Annotated in this window: 20 protein-coding genes and 1 tRNA gene; 9 read left to right on the forward strand and 12 right to left on the reverse strand. The window is 68.6% G+C overall.

The features are described from left to right. Positions 1-15: 15 nt before the first annotated feature. Positions 16-327, forward strand: a complete 312-nt coding sequence (locus tag ACSHWB_RS22155) for an ArsR/SmtB family transcription factor (protein ID WP_439663907.1) — start codon at positions 16-18, stop codon at positions 325-327. Here ACSHWB_RS22155 and ACSHWB_RS22160 read toward each other — a convergent pair. Together ACSHWB_RS22160 and ACSHWB_RS22165 are read right to left on the reverse strand one after the other, a co-directional pair. Then, complete coding sequence (locus ACSHWB_RS22160; protein WP_439663908.1) at positions 305-1,840, reverse strand: amidohydrolase; 1,536 nt, start codon at positions 1,838-1,840, stop codon at positions 305-307. The genes ACSHWB_RS22155 and ACSHWB_RS22160 overlap by 23 nt on opposite strands. Further along, positions 1,837-3,087, reverse strand: a complete 1,251-nt coding sequence (locus ACSHWB_RS22165; protein WP_439663909.1) for a lysine N(6)-hydroxylase/L-ornithine N(5)-oxygenase family protein — start codon at positions 3,085-3,087, stop codon at positions 1,837-1,839. Before ACSHWB_RS22165 ends, ACSHWB_RS22160 begins: the two co-directional genes overlap by 4 nt. Before the next feature lie 93 nt (positions 3,088-3,180). On the opposite strand from ACSHWB_RS22165, the gene ACSHWB_RS22170 reads away from it, so the two are divergent. Both ACSHWB_RS22170 and ACSHWB_RS22175 read left to right on the forward strand, forming a co-directional pair. After that, positions 3,181-4,128, forward strand: coding sequence for a methionyl-tRNA formyltransferase (locus ACSHWB_RS22170; RefSeq protein ID WP_439663910.1), 948 nt, complete (start codon positions 3,181-3,183; stop codon positions 4,126-4,128). 63 nt (positions 4,129-4,191) lie between these two features. Then, positions 4,192-4,833 (forward strand): HNH endonuclease family protein, encoded by a 642-nt coding sequence (locus ACSHWB_RS22175; protein ID WP_439663911.1) that lies wholly within the window; start codon positions 4,192-4,194, stop codon positions 4,831-4,833. Positions 4,834-4,912: 79 nt separating this feature from the next. Here the strand turns inward: ACSHWB_RS22175 and ACSHWB_RS22180 are convergent, their stop codons facing one another. Beyond that, complete coding sequence (locus ACSHWB_RS22180; RefSeq protein ID WP_439663912.1) at positions 4,913-5,563, reverse strand: hypothetical protein; 651 nt, start codon at positions 5,561-5,563, stop codon at positions 4,913-4,915. A gap of 357 nt (positions 5,564-5,920) precedes the next feature. Between ACSHWB_RS22180 and ACSHWB_RS22185 the strand changes: the two genes are divergently transcribed. Then, positions 5,921-6,136, forward strand: a complete 216-nt coding sequence (locus tag ACSHWB_RS22185; RefSeq protein WP_439663913.1) for a hypothetical protein — start codon at positions 5,921-5,923, stop codon at positions 6,134-6,136. On the opposite strand, the gene ACSHWB_RS22190 is transcribed toward ACSHWB_RS22185, so the two are convergent. Both ACSHWB_RS22190 and ACSHWB_RS22195 read right to left on the reverse strand, forming a co-directional pair. After that, positions 6,133-6,402 carry a DUF2277 domain-containing protein gene (locus tag ACSHWB_RS22190; protein WP_439663914.1) on the reverse strand — a complete coding sequence of 90 codons (270 nt, stop codon included), beginning with the start codon at positions 6,400-6,402 and terminating at the stop codon, positions 6,133-6,135. The two genes, ACSHWB_RS22185 and ACSHWB_RS22190, sit on opposite strands and share 4 nt — an antisense overlap. A gap of 7 nt (positions 6,403-6,409) precedes the next feature. Beyond that, a complete protein-coding gene (locus ACSHWB_RS22195; protein ID WP_439663915.1) occupies positions 6,410-6,970 on the reverse strand; it encodes a helix-turn-helix domain-containing protein in 561 nt (186 codons plus the stop codon). 50 nt (positions 6,971-7,020) lie between these two features. On the opposite strand from ACSHWB_RS22195, the gene ACSHWB_RS22200 reads away from it, so the two are divergent. Then, complete coding sequence (locus tag ACSHWB_RS22200; RefSeq protein ID WP_439663916.1) at positions 7,021-7,836, forward strand: NAD(P)/FAD-dependent oxidoreductase; 816 nt, start codon at positions 7,021-7,023, stop codon at positions 7,834-7,836. Here ACSHWB_RS22200 and ACSHWB_RS22205 read toward each other — a convergent pair. After that, complete coding sequence (locus ACSHWB_RS22205; RefSeq protein ID WP_439663917.1) at positions 7,817-9,529, reverse strand: sensor histidine kinase; 1,713 nt, start codon at positions 9,527-9,529, stop codon at positions 7,817-7,819. The two genes, ACSHWB_RS22200 and ACSHWB_RS22205, sit on opposite strands and share 20 nt — an antisense overlap. Then, positions 9,526-10,191, reverse strand: coding sequence for a response regulator (locus tag ACSHWB_RS22210; RefSeq protein ID WP_439663918.1), 666 nt, complete (start codon positions 10,189-10,191; stop codon positions 9,526-9,528). Before ACSHWB_RS22210 ends, ACSHWB_RS22205 begins: the two co-directional genes overlap by 4 nt. An 80-nt stretch (positions 10,192-10,271) precedes the next feature. Between ACSHWB_RS22210 and ACSHWB_RS22215 the strand changes: the two genes are divergently transcribed. Next, complete coding sequence (locus ACSHWB_RS22215) at positions 10,272-11,066, forward strand: DUF3152 domain-containing protein (RefSeq protein ID WP_439663919.1); 795 nt, start codon at positions 10,272-10,274, stop codon at positions 11,064-11,066. Here ACSHWB_RS22215 and ACSHWB_RS22220 read toward each other — a convergent pair. Then, positions 11,014-11,649, reverse strand: a complete 636-nt coding sequence (locus ACSHWB_RS22220; RefSeq protein ID WP_439663920.1) for a class I SAM-dependent methyltransferase — start codon at positions 11,647-11,649, stop codon at positions 11,014-11,016. The genes ACSHWB_RS22215 and ACSHWB_RS22220 overlap by 53 nt on opposite strands. 86 nt (positions 11,650-11,735) lie before the next feature. Here ACSHWB_RS22220 and ACSHWB_RS22225 point away from each other — a divergent pair, with 86 nt between their 5' ends. Both ACSHWB_RS22225 and ACSHWB_RS22230 read left to right on the forward strand, forming a co-directional pair. Then, positions 11,736-12,305, forward strand: coding sequence for a TetR/AcrR family transcriptional regulator (locus ACSHWB_RS22225; RefSeq protein WP_439663921.1), 570 nt, complete (start codon positions 11,736-11,738; stop codon positions 12,303-12,305). A gap of 24 nt (positions 12,306-12,329) precedes the next feature. Beyond that, a complete protein-coding gene (locus ACSHWB_RS22230; protein WP_439663922.1) occupies positions 12,330-13,235 on the forward strand; it encodes a LysR family transcriptional regulator in 906 nt (301 codons plus the stop codon). Here the strand turns inward: ACSHWB_RS22230 and ACSHWB_RS22235 are convergent. Continuing rightward, a complete protein-coding gene (locus ACSHWB_RS22235) occupies positions 13,192-13,953 on the reverse strand; it encodes an AraC family transcriptional regulator (protein WP_439663923.1) in 762 nt (253 codons plus the stop codon). The two genes, ACSHWB_RS22230 and ACSHWB_RS22235, sit on opposite strands and share 44 nt — an antisense overlap. 88 nt (positions 13,954-14,041) lie before the next feature. Here ACSHWB_RS22235 and ACSHWB_RS22240 point away from each other — a divergent pair, with 88 nt between their 5' ends. Beyond that, positions 14,042-14,830, forward strand: coding sequence for an NmrA family NAD(P)-binding protein (locus ACSHWB_RS22240; protein ID WP_439663924.1), 789 nt, complete (start codon positions 14,042-14,044; stop codon positions 14,828-14,830). On the opposite strand, the gene ACSHWB_RS22245 is transcribed toward ACSHWB_RS22240, so the two are convergent. The 3 genes from ACSHWB_RS22245 to ACSHWB_RS22255 form a co-directional block, all read right to left on the reverse strand. After that, positions 14,806-15,189 carry a hypothetical protein gene (locus ACSHWB_RS22245; RefSeq protein WP_439663925.1) on the reverse strand — a complete coding sequence of 128 codons (384 nt, stop codon included), beginning with the start codon at positions 15,187-15,189 and terminating at the stop codon, positions 14,806-14,808. The two genes, ACSHWB_RS22240 and ACSHWB_RS22245, sit on opposite strands and share 25 nt — an antisense overlap. A gap of 107 nt (positions 15,190-15,296) precedes the next feature. After that, a tRNA-Arg gene (locus ACSHWB_RS22250) sits at positions 15,297-15,369 on the reverse strand. A gap of 129 nt (positions 15,370-15,498) precedes the next feature. Beyond that, positions 15,499-16,578 (reverse strand): LacI family DNA-binding transcriptional regulator, encoded by a 1,080-nt coding sequence (locus ACSHWB_RS22255; protein ID WP_439663926.1) that lies wholly within the window; start codon positions 16,576-16,578, stop codon positions 15,499-15,501. Positions 16,579-16,627 lie beyond the last annotated feature (49 nt).

Here is a 16,627-nt window from a genome sequence, read left to right on the forward strand (position 1 = left end):
AGAAGGGGTGTGCGAGTGAGTCAGGTCGACGACGTCTTGGCCGCGCTCGCCGATCCGATGCGCCGGCGGATCCTCGACCTCGTCGCGGCTCGGGGGGCCGTGTCTGCTTCGGCGCTCGCCGCCGAGCTGCCTGTGAGCCGGCAGGCCATCGTGAAGCACCTGGGAGTGCTGGAGAAGGCCGGGCTGGTGGCGTCCGCGCGGGCCGGGCGGGAGAACAACTTCTCCGTCCGTTCCGGCGCGCTGGACGCCACCGCCACCTGGATGGCCTCGCTCGCCTCGCAGTGGGACCAGAGGCTGGCCGCCATCAAGAAGCTGGCTGAGTCATGAGGTTGCCGTTCACCATCGTCGCCAGCACCGGGATCTCCGCGATGGCGTCGCTCGTGCGCGGGTCGTCGCCCAGTACGACGAGGTCCGCGAGCTTGCCCGGCGTGAGGCTGCCCAGCACGTCCTCCTTGCGGCACGCGTAGGCGCTGCCGAGGGTGTAGGCGTGGATCGCCTCCTCGACGGTGATCGCCTCGTCCGGGCCGATGGGGCGGCCGCCGGACGACTGTCGTCGCACCATGAACTCGATGGCGCGCAACGGGGCTCCGTCCGCTACCGGGCGGTCCGAGCTGCCCGCGATGGTGATGCCGTGGTCCAGGAACGCGCGGCCGCGGTACATCCACGGTGCCCGCGTTGAGCCCATGATCTCGCTGTAGTCGTCGCCGTAGGCGTAGAGGAACGTCGGCTGGATCACGGGAACCATGCCCGTGGTCGCGATGCGGGCGAGTTGCTCTGGGCGGACGAGGCCGCAGTGTTCGATGCGGTGGCGGGAGTTGGCGCGGGGGCGTTGGCGCTGTGCTTCTTGGACCGCGTCCAAGGTGAAGTCGATCGCTCGGTCGCCGATGGCGTGGATCGCGAGCTGCCAGCCCGCGTGGTGGCCGTCGATGATCGCCGCCCGCATGAACTCCTCGGACTCGGCCAGCCGGCCCGCGTTGTCGCTGCCCTCGTAGGGCTCGGACAGCGCGGCCGTGCGGGCCATCATGCCGCCGTCGGTCCACAGTTTGAGGGCGCCGATCGACAGCATGTCGTTGCCGAAACCGGTGTGCAGGCCCAGGTCGATCGCGCGCGGGACGCCGTCGGACGGGTCGGCGGTGACGTCGTGCAGGACGTGGGCGGACACCATGAGCTGCACGCGGATCGGCAGCTGGGCTTGTTGGTACGCGGCGGCTTCGAGCGGGCTGCTGGCGATCAGGCCTGCGCCGATGCCTGCTTCCGCGCACATGGTGACGCCCTCGGACAGCACCTGTTGTGCGCTCGTGCGCAGTTCGGTGGTGATCTCGTCGAGGGAGTAGGGGAGTCGCAACGTTCTTGCGGCCAGCTGCTCGTTCTCGGTCAGCCAGCCGTCGCTCGTGATGTGCGGAAGTTGCTGGAACACCACGGAGTTCACGACGCACGCGTGTCCGGACAGGTCGGCGACGTACACCGGCCTGCCGCCACTGATGCGGTCGAGATCCGCGGCGGTGAGCGGGTGTTGCATGATCCGGCGGTCGTAGCCGGACGCCTCGATCCAGCCCGTGCCGGGAGCGGCGGCGAGGCGGTCGAGGACCTGCGCGGCCGTGGTCAGGCCGGTGATGTCGACGGTGCGGCGGCCGTTCCACGCGAGGTGCGTGTGGGCGTCGATGAAACCGGGCAGCACCACGGCGTTGCCGAGGTCGACGGTCTCGGCGGCGGGCAGGTCGGCCACCTGCTCGTCCAGCCCGGCGATGCGGCCCTGCCAGATGCCGATCGTGTGCGCGGCAGGGCGTGCCGGGTCCATCGTGATGGCCCGGCAGCCCGTCAGTCTGAGATCGAGTCTCACGCGGTCGCGAGGACCGGAACAGGAGTGTTGGTCAGCACGGACGCCAGGATCTCACCCGACCGCACGGCGACGTTGGACAGGAGCGACGACGTGATGCCGTGCGAGTGCTCGGTGCCGCCCTGCAGGTAGATGCCGCCACGCAACGACGTCTGCAGGCGGTAGTCGCGGCCCACGACCAGACGGCCGGCCTCGTCCCGTGCGCAGCTCTCTTCGAGTCCGCCGAGAACGGGCGCGGCCTCGTCGTAGCCGGTGGCGAGCAGCACGAGGTCGGTGTCGACGAACTCCTGCTCGCCGGTGACGAGCGACTGGATCACCGCGCGGACGCCGTCCGCCGACTCCTCGACCGCGACGAGCCGGGTCATCTTCATCATCTTCAGGCGCTCGGTGCCCAGCACCTTCTCCTGGTACTCGGTGCGGTAGAGCTGCGCGATGAGGTCGACGTCGACCACGGAGTAGTTGGTGTTGCGGTGGTAGCCCATCAGCCGCTGCTTCACGTCGTCCGGTGCGTCGTAGTAGTGGTCGACGGCCGCGGGGTCGAAGATCCGGTTCGCGAACGAGCTGTCGTCCGCGGGGCTGTAGCCGTAGCGGGAGAACACCGAGCACACCTCGGCGCCGGGGAACTCGCGGTGCAGGTACGCCACGGCCTCCGCGGCGCTCTGCCCGGCGCCCACGACGACGCAGCGCTGCGGGTTCTCGAGCTCGCTGACGCGGTGCAGGAACTCGCTGTTGTGCCACACGCGGTCCGACAGCGTGATGCCCTCGGGCACGACCGGGCGCAGTCCGGTCGCGAAGACGAGGTTGCGGGCGTGGTACACGTCACCCGTGGCCGTTGTCACCTCGAACAGGTCGTCCTGGATCGCTTCCACACCAACGGCTTCCGTGCCGTAGGCGACCACGTCGTCGACCTGCGCGGCGGCCCACTCGAAGTAGTCGTGGAACTCGACGCGCAGCGGGAACAGGTTCTTGTGGTTGACGAAGTCGATCAGCCGGCCGCGGTCCTGCAGGTAGCAGAGGAACGAGAAACGGCTGGTCGGGTTCCGCATGGTGACCAGGTCCTTGAGGAACGACACCTGCATGGTGGCGTCGCCCAGGAGCATGCCCCGATGCCAGCCGAACGCCTGCTGGCGTTCCAGGAACACCGCGGTGACAGGGGTTTCGGCCTGCTCGTTGTGCTCGGTCAGAGCGATGGCGAGCGCCAGGTTCGAGGGACCGAACCCGATACCGACGATGTCGTAGATCGGATGCATGAGCACCGAACTTAGGGCAGCCTAAGCTCTCTTTGCAAGCCTTCAGTTAGGTTAGCCTGACCGTATCGCACCGATGTGAAGGAGGACACCCCCATGAGGGTCGTCATGTTCGGGTTCCAGACCTGGGGTCATCGCACCCTGCAGGCACTTTTGGCGTCCGAGCACGAGGTCGTTCTGGTGGTGACCCACCCCAGGGGTGAGGGCGCGTACGAGAAGGTCTGGAGCGATTCGGTCGAGGACCTGGCCCGCGAGAACGGCGTCGAGGTCATCGTCCGCGAACGCCCGGAGGACCAGGAGCTGCTCGGCGCGCTCAAGGCGGCCGAGCCCGACGTGATCGTCGCCTGCAACTGGCGGACGTGGATCCCGCCGCAGGTCTTCGCGCTGCCCAAGCACGGCACGCTGAACGTGCACGACTCGCTGCTGCCGAAGTACGCGGGCTTCTCGCCGTTGATCTGGGCGCTTCTCAACGACGAGAAGGAGGTCGGCGTGACGGCGCACATGATGGACGACACGCTCGACGCCGGCGACATCGTGCTGCAGCGCTCGGTTCCGGTCGGCCCGCGCGACACGACCGCGGTGCTGTTCGAGAAGACGCTGGAGCTCTTCGGCCCGATCACGGTCGACGGCCTCGCGGAGATCGCGTCCGGCCGCACCGACTTCGTGAAGCAGGACCGTTCGCAGGCCTCGTTCTTCCACAAGCGCGCCGAGGAGGACCTCCGGATCGACTGGACGTGGACCGCCGAGGAGCTGGATCGTCTGGTGCGCGCGCAGTGTGCGCCGTACCCGAGCGCGTTCTGCTTCCACCGCGGCCAGCGCCTGGAGATCATCGAGGCGGACGTCTCCGCCGAGGTCTACGGCGGCACCCCCGGCCGGATCTTCTACCGCGAGGGCGACGGCGTGACGATCGTCGCCGGCGCCGAGGCCCGCCGCGGCAAGAGCAAGGCGTTGCTGGTCAAGAAGGTTCGTACCGCTGATGGCACCGAGCTCAAGGCGCACGAGTACTTCAAGCACATGGGCGGTTACCTGACCTCGCGCCCGTAGTCCCGACACGCGGATCACGGGCCGGGTGACCGGTCCGTGATCGGCATGGTCGATCATTGCCGCATGAATCGCGCGGCGGTGACGTCACTGGTGGTCTTCGTGCTGCTCGTGGCAGTGGGTTGGTACCTCACGAATCTCCAGTCCTCCCAGGAGAATCCGCCCAACACCCCCGCGCCCGTTCCGACCGGTTCGCCGGACCTCGCCGCGTTGCGGATCGCGCCGGAGGGCAAGATGGCCGGCTACAGCCGCGACCGCTTCCCGCACTGGGCCTCGCAGGGGAACTCCTGTGACACCAGGGAGATCGTGCTCCAGAAGCAGGGCGTCGACGTCAAGCAGGACAAGGACTGCAAGGCGGTCTCCGGCACCTGGAACAGCGCCTACGACGGTGTGGTGATCAAGGAGGCCGGCGAGGTCGACATCGACCACACCGTGCCGCTCGCCGAGGCCTGGCGTTCCGGCGCCGACAAGTGGACCGACGACGAGCGCAAGGCGTTCGCCAACGACCTCGGCGGCATCCAGCTGCTCGCCGTGACCGCGAAGTCCAACCGCTCCAAGGGTGACCAGGACCCGGCGAAGTGGAAGCCGCCGATCGCGGCGTACGGGTGCACGTACGCGCAGCACTGGATCTCGGTGAAGATCGCTTACAAGCTGACCGTCGACCAGGCCGAGCACGATGCCCTGGCCGGACTGCTGAAGACCTGTTAGTGCCGACGACACGGCCCGACCCCCCCAGGCGGGCCGCGTCGTCACCTTCCCCGAAGCCCGGCTTCCCGGGCCGTTCCCCCTACCCGACCTGAACGGACTCGAACAGGCCGGACAGCTTCCAGTGCGTCACGTACCCCATGGCCTCCGCCGCGATCAGCACGTCGAGCTTGCCGAGGTTCGTCCGCGCCGGCATCTGGTACGCCTTGCCGCGCCGCACGTCGAGCACCATGGGGATGGCGCCGGGCAGCGTGTCCGCGACCGTGTGCTGCAGGATCCGCAGCCCGACGTTCGCCGCCTCCCTGGTCAGCGGCAGCTCCTTGGCGTGCACGAGCACCGCGTACGTCGTGCCGTCCTTCTTGCGCAGCCCCAGGTGCGGCCGCACCTTCAAGGTCAGCTCGCCTGCGCGGTAGGTGGCGCCCTCCACCGGCACCCCCGTCGCCTTGAACGACGCCAGCCAGGGCAGGAAGCCGTCGGCGATCTCCTCGAACGCCCGCGGCTGGCCCGTGCGGTTGGCGTTCATGATCGCCTTCTTGAGCTCGATCTCCGGTTCGGTCGAGTTGACCGCTCGTCGCATGGCGTCGCGGATCGGGTTGTAGAACCCGCACACCCGGGTATCGGAGGCCAGGTACATCCCCCGCTGTTCCGACACGATGTTGATGCGTCCACGCTGACCGCTCATGACGTACTCGGTGAACGACAGTGCGGTGACGCTGACATTGTTGTCCGGCAACGTTTTCTCCCCTCGTACCGCGAGCTTCACCTGACGTTATCCGAGGGGTCTGACAGAAACGGTGCTGCTCCGAACGGCGTAATCGTCACTTTGCGTTGAGCGGTCACCTGTGTGGGTGACACGCAGAGTTGCGACCTAGATCGCAATCGGTAAACGGACGGTGACGGACTGGCAACCGATCACGTGGATGACCGTTCGTCTGCCGTTCGCCGACGCTCACCCAACGCTCACCGCATGACGAGCAGAAGTAACACTCCGTAGAAGATCAACTCAGCAGAATGGGTTCATCAGGAGGAATCACGGTGAGGGAGCACGATGGCGGTAAAGGCGGAGCGTTCACCCGATAGAGCGGGTGACGTGGAGGTTCCGCAGCCTCGGCAGCCGACGAGGTGGCTGGCCCACCTCGGCACCCTGCCGCACGCGGCTCAGGTGACCGTCATCCTCGTGCTGATCGCGCTCCTGCTGTGGGCCATCGCCGTCACGCTCGGCCCCGACCAGGCGTTCATCGTCGGCTCCGCGGGCATCGCGGCCAAGCTGATCTGCATGTACCTCGACACCCGCGTGCGCAACTAGCGCCCGTAGCGCTCGGCCGACCGCGCACGTGCCTTCTCGGCCTCGACCGCGCGGTCCTTCGGCGGCGCCGTCGTCACCAGCGCGTCGAGCAGTTCCTGCGTCGCCGCGGCCACGGCCGCGACCGCCTTGTCGTAGGCGGCCTGGTTCGCCGCGGACGGTTTGGCGGCCCCGCCCACCTTTCGCACGTACTGCAGCGCCGCGGCCTGGACCTCGTCGGACGTGGCGGGCGGTTCGAAGTTGTGGAGCACCCGGATGTTTCGGCACATGCCTCCACTATGACCTGTTGGGCGGCGCCGCGCGGGTGTGGATGCGTTCTCCCTGCTTGCCGAACAGGCTGAGGATCTCCGCCGGCCTGCCGTCCGCGCTGCTGAAGCTGTGCGGCTGACGGCAGTCGAACTCGGCCACCTCGCCCGCGCGCAGCACGACCTCCTTGTCGCTGAGCCGCAGCCGGATCTGCCCGCTCAGCACGTAGAACCACTCGTAGCCCTCGTGCGCGCGGGGTTCGTGCAGCTCGGGGTCCGAGATGATCATCTTCCACGCCTGCAGCGGGCCGATCGAGCGGGTCAGCGGGATGCCGACGCGGCCGTGGTCGAGCTGCCGCGGCTTCATCGTGACGCGCGGATCGCCCACCTCCGGCGCGCCGACCAGGTCGTCCAGCGACACCTGGTAGGTCCGCGACAACGGCAGCAGCAGCTCCAGCGTCGGCTTGCGCTGGTCGGTCTCCAGTCGTGACAGCGTCGACTTCGAGATGCCCGTCATCTCGGACAACGTCGCCAATGTCAGATCGTGCTCGGCCCGCAGCGCGGCGAGCCGGTGCCCCACGGTTGTTGCCATAACAGCAACTTACTTTGCCAAAACCGGGCTGTCGACCGCACTCTCGAACCATGACGTATGAAGTGGTGATCATTGGTGGGGGAGCGGCCGGACTGAGCGCCGCTCTGATGCTGACCAGGGCGCGCCGGAGCGTGCTCGTGGTCGACGGTGCCGAGCCGCGCAACGCGCCGGCCGCGCACATGCACAACTACCTCTCTCGCGACGGCCTCTCGCCGTTGGACCTGCTCAAGCACGGACGGGCCGAGGTCGAGGGATACGGCGGAGAGATCGTCAACGACGACGTGCTGGGCGTGAGCAGGACCGGCGACGGGTTCGCCGTCGAGCTCAGCGAGCGCACGGTGCACGCCCAGCGCCTGCTGTTCGCGACGGGCCTGGTCGACGAGGTGCCGGACAACCTGCGCGAACGCTGGGGCCGTGACGTCTTCGGCTGCCCGTACTGCCACGGCTACGAGGTCCGCGACCAGAAGCTCGTGGTGTTCGGCGAGGAGAAGAAGGTCGCGCTGGTCCGTCAGTGGTCGGACGACGTCACCCATGTGCCGTCGGTCGACGCCATCGAGGTGGTGGACGACCGGCTGGTCGCGGTGATCTCCGAGGGCAGGCGGGTGCCGGCCGACGCGCTCGTGTACTCCGCACCGGTCAAACCGCGCGACGAGTTCCTGCTGGCGTTGGGTGCCGAAACCGCGGAAACGATCGCCGGCCCGTTCGTGCGCACGGACGCACACGGCCGCACGAGCGTTCCCGGTGTCTACGCGGCGGGCAACGTCACGGACCCCGCGGCCATCGTGATCGTCGCCGCCGCCCAGGGAGCCCAGGCCGCCGGGATGATCAACGTCGACCTGCTGGGTCTCATGCCGGCGGCAGGCTGATCCGGAACGTCGAGCCCTCGCCGAGCGTGCTGGTCACCGACACCGTGCCGCCGTGCGCCTCGACCAGGTGCCGGGTGATCGCGAGACCGAGCCCGCTGCCACCTGTGCGGCGGCTGCGGGACTTGTCGGCGCGCCAGAACCGGTCGAACACGTGTGGCACGTCCTCGGGCGCGATGCCGGTACCGGTGTCCGTGACCTCCAGGATCGCCTGGTCCTGCCACTGGAACAGCTTCACGACGACCTCGCCGCCGGGCGGGGTGTAGCGCACGGCGTTCGCGACGAGGTTGCCCAGCGCCTGTCGCAGCCGCACCGGATCCGCGTTGATGTGCACCGGCGTGGTCTCCGCGCGCAGCAGGATCTCGCGGTTCTGCTGCGCGTTCACGACCTGGTCCACCACGTCGTCGAGTGCGATCGGCTCGGGGTGCAGCCTGAGCGTGCCGGCGTCGGCCTGGGCGAGGTCGTGCAGGTCGTCCACGAGTCGTTGCAGCAGAAGGGACTCCTCCAGCAGCATGTCGATCAGGTGCGGGTCCGGTTCGGCCAGCCCGTCCTGCGTCGCCTCCAGCCAGCCGGTGATGTTGCCCAGCGGCGTGCGCAGCTCGTGCGCCACGTCGCTGACCATGGCCTGCCGCTGCCGTTCGGTCTCGGCGAGCTTCTCCGACATGGCGTTGAACGACTTGGCCAGCTCACCGATCTCGCCCGCGCCACCGTCCACCCGCGCCGTCCGATCACCCTCCGCCGTGCGTTTCGTGGCGGCGGTGAGCGCCCGGATCGGCCGCACGAGCTGCGTCGCCGTGACCCAGGAGGCGAAGCCGGCGATCGCGAGGATTCCCAGCGCCACCAGCGTGATCCGGGTCGTGCCGGTCGTCGACAGGTCGATCGACTGCGGCTCATCCCCTGTCGGCGAGGTGAGGAACATCTGCACCGGGGCGGCGACGTACTTCTTCAGCATCTCGCGGCGCCCGGCGTCCATGCACTGCACCACGTCAGGCGAGGCGTCGGCGGTCACCAGGTAGTCCCAGTCGAGCGTGACCCGGCCGGCCGCCTTGGGTGAGAGCAGTTCGTTTCCCGGCAGCGTCTTCAGGCAGGCCGTGAAGTACGGCCGCAGCTCCTGGTAGGCATTTTCCTCGCTCGTCGTCATCGTGTAGAGGAAGTCGCCGGCCGGACACGACTCCCACAGCGAGGACCGGCCGGGGTCCAGGCCCTTGACCCTGGGCCTGCCGTTCGGGGACTCCTCGATCTCGATCCGGGTGTTGCAGCCGAGGAGCTGGTCGGCGTAGGAGTGCAACTTGCGGGCCTCGTCGTCGGTCAGCTTGAACGGCCCGACCGCTCGCGGGTCGATCTTCCCGTTGACGTTCAACGGGTCGACCAGCGCTTTGGGCGTGACGGGCAGCGGCGGCGCGTTCCCGGTACCGGTGTCGAACAGCTTCTTCCCGGTCTGGTCGGTCAGCGCGATGCGGCGGTTGTGCGTCTTCGCGACTCCCTCCACTGTGGACTTCGCGTCGCTCCAGTCCTTGTGCGTGGCGGCGTACTCGACCATCTCGTCGTAGATCTGGGCGTCGGTCTCGAGCGCCTCACCCTGCTCCTGCCGGATCGCACCCGTCGTAGCCTGCGACGCGAGCCACGCCGTGACGGCGATCGAGCAGGCCGCGATCACCAGGGAGAACAGGAAGAACCGGACGAGGAGGCTTTTCATACGAGCTTGTATCCGATGCCGTAGACGGTGAGAAGGCGTTCCGGCCTGCGTGAGTCCTGCTCGATCTTGCGGCGCAGCTTCATCATGTGCACGTCGACCGTGCGCGCGGTGATGAACCCGTCCTCCAGCAGCTGCTCGCGCGTGAACACCCGTTGCGGCTGCGCGGCCATCTTCGCCAGCAACCGGAACTCGGCCGGTGTGAGGCTCACCAGTTCGTCCTTGATGCGCACCTCGTGCCGGATCGGGTCGACGGTCAGATCGCCGACCTTGAGCACCGTGGCGTTCGTCTCGCGCGCACGGCCGGTGCGCCGCAGGATCGTCCGCACCCGCGCGACCATCTGCCGTGGCCGGAACGGTTTGGTGATGTAGTCGTCCGCGCCCAGGTCGAAGCCGAGCAGCACGTCGTCCTCAGTGGACCGCGCGGTGAGCAGCACGATCGGCACGTCCGACTCGGCGCGGACGGCGCGCATCACGTCGATGCCGTCGACCAGCGGCATCATCACGTCCAGCACCAGCAGGTCGGGGTTGCGGCGCCGCGTCTCGTCGATCGCCGCCCGTCCGTCGTGGACGACCACCACGGAATGCCCGTCGTGCTCCAGGTACCGGCGGACGAGTTCAGCCTGGTGAACGTTGTCCTCGGCGACGAGAATGTGGGCACACACAGTGCGAAGTATGCAGGCCTTCACGACAGTCAAGCGGGACGTAAACAGGTTCTTCATCAGTTCCGGCGAGCGTTGCCGTCATGAAGGTGCACCTGGCCCTGGCGGCTGTCGGGTTGACGGCCCTGCTGCTGACGACGACCCAGCTGGCAGGCGAAACCTCGCCCGCGGCTGCTCCGACCACGACCGCGGCGCCGACCACGCCCTCGTCGGAGCCGCCGGTCCCGTCCGCCCCGCCGGCGCCGCCGCCCCGTGTGTACGCCTCCAGCTCCGACCTGCCCGACGGCCCGGATTTTCCGGTGGCTGGTGCCGGCACGTTCCACGTGGTGCCGGGAAACGGACCGGTCGTCGGCACCGGCCCGCTGCGCACCTATGCCGTCGAGATCGAGAACGGCATCACGGTCGATGAGCAGGCGTTCGCGGCGTTCGTGGACGCCACCCTGAGCGACCCGCGTGGGTGGACCGCTCGTGGCGCGCGGTCGGTGCAGCGCGTCTCCGGTGCCGCCTCGGTGCGCGTGCGGCTGACGTCCCAGCAGACCGCCCGCATGGTCTGCGGTTTCGAGATCCCGGTCGACGTCTCGTGCCGCGACGGCAACTTCGTGTTCCTCAGCGCGGCCCGCTGGTTCCGCGGCGCCGTCGCGTTCCTGCCGGATCTGACCGCCTACCGGACGTACATGGTCAACCACGAGGTCGGGCACGCGTTCGGGCAGGGCCACCAGCCCTGTGGTGTCGCCGGTGGCCCGGCGCCGGTGATGATGCAGCAGACGTTCAGCGTGTCCAACGACGAGATCGTCCGCATCACGGGTGGTGTGCCGCAGGGGGCGTTCATCCCGCAGGACGGGAAGGTGTGCACGCCGAACGGGTGGCCGTTTCCGTGACCTTCGTGGCCACGACCACCGTCGTCGTCTCGCCCTCGGCCGCGAACACCGGCTCCACGCGTTCGAACACCTTCTTGAGCTCGGTGACGACGTCGGCGCCCGTGAACCCCGCGATCGCCCGGTAGGCCGCGCGCATGAACCTCGTTGTGCGCGTGTTCTTGGCCAGCCGCACGTCGAACACGAACAACCGCCCGCCCGGCTTGAGCGCGTCCGCCGCGTTCGCGATCGCCGCCGGCACGTCCGGCATCGCGCTGAACGCCCCGAGCGCCACCGCCGCGTCGAACTGCCCGGCGCCGTGATCGGTGACGCATGCGTCGGCCTGACGCACTTCGACGTTCGGCCACACCGACCGCTTCCTGGCAACGGCGACCATGCGCGCGCTGAAGTCCATCGCGACCACACGTCCTTGTGGCCCAACGGCTTCCATGAGCGCGGGGATGAGCGCCCCGGTGCCGCAGCCGATGTCGAGCACGGCGTGACCGGGTTGGAGGCCGAGTTCGTCGATCGCGAGCCGGTTGAGCGAGCCCGAGAACCGGTCCAACGCGCGGTAGTAGGTGAGCGCGGCGAAGTCCCACAGTTGCATGACGTCCCCCTTCACGTTTTGCAATGCGAACGCATCGTAAACCGGGGACGACGTATGATGCAATGCGATCGCATTGGAGTTGGTGCATGCCGAAGCAGGTCGACCACGACGAACGCCGGCGCCAGATCGGTGACGCCGTGTGCCGGGTGATCGCGTCACGAGGGTTGGACGCGGTGAGTTTGCGGCACGTGGCCGCGGAGGCCGAGGTGTCCATGGGGCGCGTGCAGCACTACTTCGCGACCAAGGACGAGATGCTGATGTTCGCGTTCGAGATGGTCAGCGCTCGGGTGGCGGCTCGGTTCGGTGCGATCGCGGCCGATGATCCCGCGCAGCATTTGCGGGCAATCTTGTTGGAGCTCCTGCCGTTGAGCGCCGCGGCCCGTGAGGAGGCGCCCGTGCTCACCGCGTTCCTCGCGCACGCCGTGGTCGAACCGCGCCTGGGGGAGCCGTTGCGCAAGGGCAGCGGCGAGATGGTGGCGTGGCTGGCGGGGATGATCACCGCGGTGCGTCCTGGCGGCGATGTCTCACGGGATGCCATGGCGTTGCTGGCGTTCGTCGACGGCCTGATGCTTCAGGTGCTGATCGGTCAGGTCTCCCCGGAGGCCGCCGTGGATCTGGTAGATCACCAACTTGCTCGTGTACTCACTTGTGGTTGATGTCCACGTCCATAACCTGACGGTATGGACGTGGACACGAGGCTGCTGAGGTATTTCGCCGCCATCGCCCAAGAGGGCAACCTCACGCGCGCCGCGCACCGGCTGTTCGTGTCGCAACCAGCGCTGACCAAGCAGCTCAAGCACCTGGAGTCGCAGCTGGGCGTGCGGCTGTTCACGCGGTCCAGCACCGGGATGACGCTGACCGAGGCCGGCCACGCCCTCGCCGCACGCGTGCCGACCGTGCTCGCGGGCTGGGACGCCGCGGTGAGCGAGACCAGGGGAGCGGCCCGCGTGCTGCGCGTCGGTTTCCTGGCCAGCGCGGCGAACGACTCGACGCAGGCCATCGTCGCGGCGTTCGGCAGGCTCTGCCCCGGCTGGAGGGTTGACCTCAGGCAGGCGCCGTGGTCCGACCCGACGGCAGGCCTCGCGGGAGCGGAGGTGCCCGTCGCGTTGCTGCGATTACCCTTTCCCGGCGAGGAGACGTTCGGCGTTCGGACCCTGTTCAGCGAATCCCGTTGCGTGGCACTGCCTTCCACACACCCGCTGGCCGGTCGTTCCTCGGTGGAGTTCCGCGAGCTGTGGGACGACCCGGTCATCGTCGCACCCGCGCTGAAGGGAACCTGGCGCGCGCACTGGCTGGCGTTGTCCGAAAGGGACGGTCGCGAGGTCCGCGTCGGCGCCGTGACCGAACACCCCGACGAGTTCCTGGGCGCGATCGCCGGCGGCCACGGCGTAGCACTGGTCCCGGCCTCCACGCCCCGCTTCTACTCCCGGCCGGACATCGTCTACGTGCCGGTGACAGGCGTGAGTCCCAGCGAGGTGGCCGTGGCCTGGCTGCCGGACGCCGGTGAGGCCGCCGCCGACTTCGTCCGCTGCTGCGTGGACGTCACGCGCTCTCGGCGCACCGGTTGCGGCAGGCGCTCGGGCTGAACCCGTGCACGCGCTTGAACGCGGCGCTGAACCCGAACGCGTCCGCGTACCCGACCTTGCGCGCCACCGCCGCCACCGTCGTCGCCGACCCGGTCAGCAGATCGGCCGCCACCGCCATCCGCCACTCCGTCAGGTACGTCAGCGGCGGCACCCCGACCAGCCGCGCGAACCTGCTCGCGAGCGTCGTCCGAGCCACCCCGGCCTCCTTGGCCAGCAAGGCGAGCGTCCACGCCCGTTCGGGCTTCGCGTGCATCGCCTTGAGCACCGGCCCGACCACCGCGTCGGCCTGGGCGCCCAGCCACCCGTCCCCGTGCTCGCGGTCGAACCACTCCTTGAGCGCGCACACCATCAACCAGTCCAGCAACCGATCCGCCACCACACTCGGCCCACCCGAGCCGACAGACCGGTAGAACGCCGCGCACTCGTCGTTCCCCGCAACAACAAGAGACGCGGGCAACACGGCGACGAGCCGGCGCGCCACCGTCCCCATGACGTCGTAGGTGCCGCTGAACACCGTCGCATGCCCTTGCACCGCAACAGATCCCTGCACCACCACGATGTCACCGGCCCGCGCCACCTCGCCGCGCACCTTGAGCTCACCCTCCGCGATCGCGCAGAGCGTCAGCCCGTCGAACACCTCCGCCCCGGCAACCTCGGTCCGGCGCACCCCGGCACCATCCGCGCGCATCCCGCGCAACAGTTCGTCGAACGGCTCCATGCCTCCAACATACGGCCCGAACGATCGAACATCATCGATGAACTCTCACCCATGTCCGCACGCCCCGCCGGCAGGTTGGCTTGGTGTCATGACAGAGATCCTGGTCCTGGGCGCGACCGGCAAGACGGGCCGCCGCGTGGTCCGCACCCTCGAAGCCGCCGGCATCACGCCCCGCAAAGCCTCCCGCGCCACCGGCTTCGACTGGAACGACACCACCACCTGGAAACCGTTCCTGCACGACGTTGTTTCGGCCTACGTGATCGCCCCGGAAAACCCGGCCCTGGCCACCCCGTTCGTAGACCTCGCAGCAACCTCAGGCGTCCGCCGCCTCGTCCTGCTCTCCGGCCGAGGCCTCGACAAGACCCCCGCGGAACTGTTCCAGGGCATGCACGCCGCCGAGGACGCCCTCCGAGCCGGCACCGTGCCGTGGACCATCCTGCGCGCCAACAACTTCAACCAGAACTTCTCCGAGAACGTCTGGAACCCGGACGCCCTGGCGCTCCCCGTCGACGACACCCCGGAACCGTTCGTGGACGTCCAGGACATCGCCGAGGTAGCCGCTCTAGCTTTGACTACCGACGACCACCACAACCAGACCTACGAACTCACCGGCCCGGAAGCCCTGACCTTCACCGAGGCCCTGGCCAAGATCGCCAAGGCCACCGGCCGCGACCTCACCCTCACCCGCCTCACCCCGGACGAGTACCGCGCACACCTCCAGGCAGAAGGCGTCCCCGAGGAAGTGGCAGCTGAACTGAACCTGCTCTTCGAAGCCATGCGAGCAGGCCTCCTGGCCACCCCGACCAACGACGTGGAGCGCCTCCTCGGCCGCCCGGCCACCACCTTCGACGCCTACGTCTCGGAAACCTGGCGCTGACGAGGCAACAACAGATGCACGGCAAACCCGGCAGCCGTGGCCAGCACCGCCTGGTAGACGACCGACACCTGGTACCCGCCCCCGACGAGGAACGCGGCGTCCAGCCCGGTCGTCCACCAGCCGGCCAGCTCACCGAGCCCGAGCACGTGCCAGCCGAAGAACCCGGCGCACCAGCCGGCCACCACCCACGCTGCCTGGCCGCCCCGCTTCACGTACAGCGCCGTCGACACCGCGGCCACGGCGTTGAAGGCGAGAGCGATGCCGGTCAGCGTTGTGTCGGGGTTCCACAGCAGGGTTGCCGCCGTTTGCACCACGAGCACGCCTACGACCAGCCCAATGCCCAACCGCGTCTTGTCCACGAGCCTGATTATTCAGCTCTGCGAGTGGCTCCACGGGGTGGGCCGGTGATCGGAAACAACAACGGCCTCTGACCTGTTCGCACAGGTCAGAGGCCGTTCTGATGAGGCGCCCCTGGCAGGATTCGAACCTGCGACCTCGGGATTAGAAGTCCCTCGCTCTCTCCACTGAGCTACAGAGGCTGGAGGGGTGCGAAAGCGGCCACGAAGTGTGGTCACCAGTGCCCCCACCGGACACATCGTCCGGAGTCGATCGACTGTTTCTGCCCTACGTCCAAACGGGTGATAAAAACAGTCTAAACGTGACGCGGATCACGTCCGTGGGGCCGTTGAGGCTCTCTCCACGAGGGAAACGTCGAGTCTCGTCGGCCGTGGCGGTCTGCCTCCGGCCAGTAACTTCAGTGCCAGTTCGCCGGCGCGGCGGCCCTTGTCGGCCAGGGGTTGACGCACAGTAGTCAGCGGTGGGTCGCTGTAGGCCGCTTCGGGGACGTCGTCGAAGCCGACCACCGAAATGTCCTGCGGCACGGTCAACGCCAGGTCGCGGGCCGCTTGCAGGGCGCCGAACGCCAGTTGGTCCGATGTGCACAGCAAGGCGCTCGGGCGTGGCGTGCGGGTGAGCAGCCACCGCGCGCCTAGTCGTCCGAGTTCGCGATCACTGCCGCGCGCCTCCCACACCGGAACATTGTCCGGTTTCACCCCGCCTTTTTCCAAAGTGTCGAGGTAGCCGCCCAGGCGGTCGCGGCTCACGCGGAACGGCACGGCCGAACGGCGCTCGTGCGAGACCGGTCCCGATACTCCGTCCGGGTGCAGCGCGAAGGTCAGGACGCCGAACCGGCGGTGTCCCAGGGCTAGGAGGTGTGCCGCCGCGGCGCACGTGCCGGTGTAGTCCTGCACCTCTACTCGCGCTGAGCCTGGGAGTACCGGCTGGTCGATCACCACCAGCGGCAGGCCGCGGGCCGCTACGGCATCGAGGGCCGGGGCTGAGTCGGGTAGTGAGTAGGCGACCATCACGTCTGCCTGGGCGCGCGACACGATCGAGGGGCGCGGGCCGCCGGTGGAGTCGCCTGGCATGAGAACGAGGCTGTGGTCGTGGCCGTCGACGGTCTGGGCCAGGCCGTCGAGCACGATCGACAACGCCGGATCCGAGAACGCTCCGGACAGGCCCTGCGGCAGCATGAAGCCCACGGCGGCGGACGAGCGAGTGGCTAGCGAGCGGGCTACCGGGTCTGGGCCCGCGTAGCCGAGGGAGCGGGCCGTTTCGAGGATGCGTTCGCGCAACGACGACGACAGCTGGTCCGGCCGGTTGTACGCGTTCGACACCGTTGCCCTGGAGACCCCGACGGCTGCGGCGACGGTGTCCAGCGTCGGCCTGCGTCGGCGGTCGGAGTCCACTGACGCATCGTAGGCGAGAGATCGCTTTCTACTCGCTGGCGCTGCTGAA

Origin of the sequence: Lentzea sp. HUAS TT2 (assembly GCF_051853195.1) — a bacterium.
Lineage (GTDB): Bacteria > Actinomycetota > Actinomycetes > Mycobacteriales > Pseudonocardiaceae > Lentzea.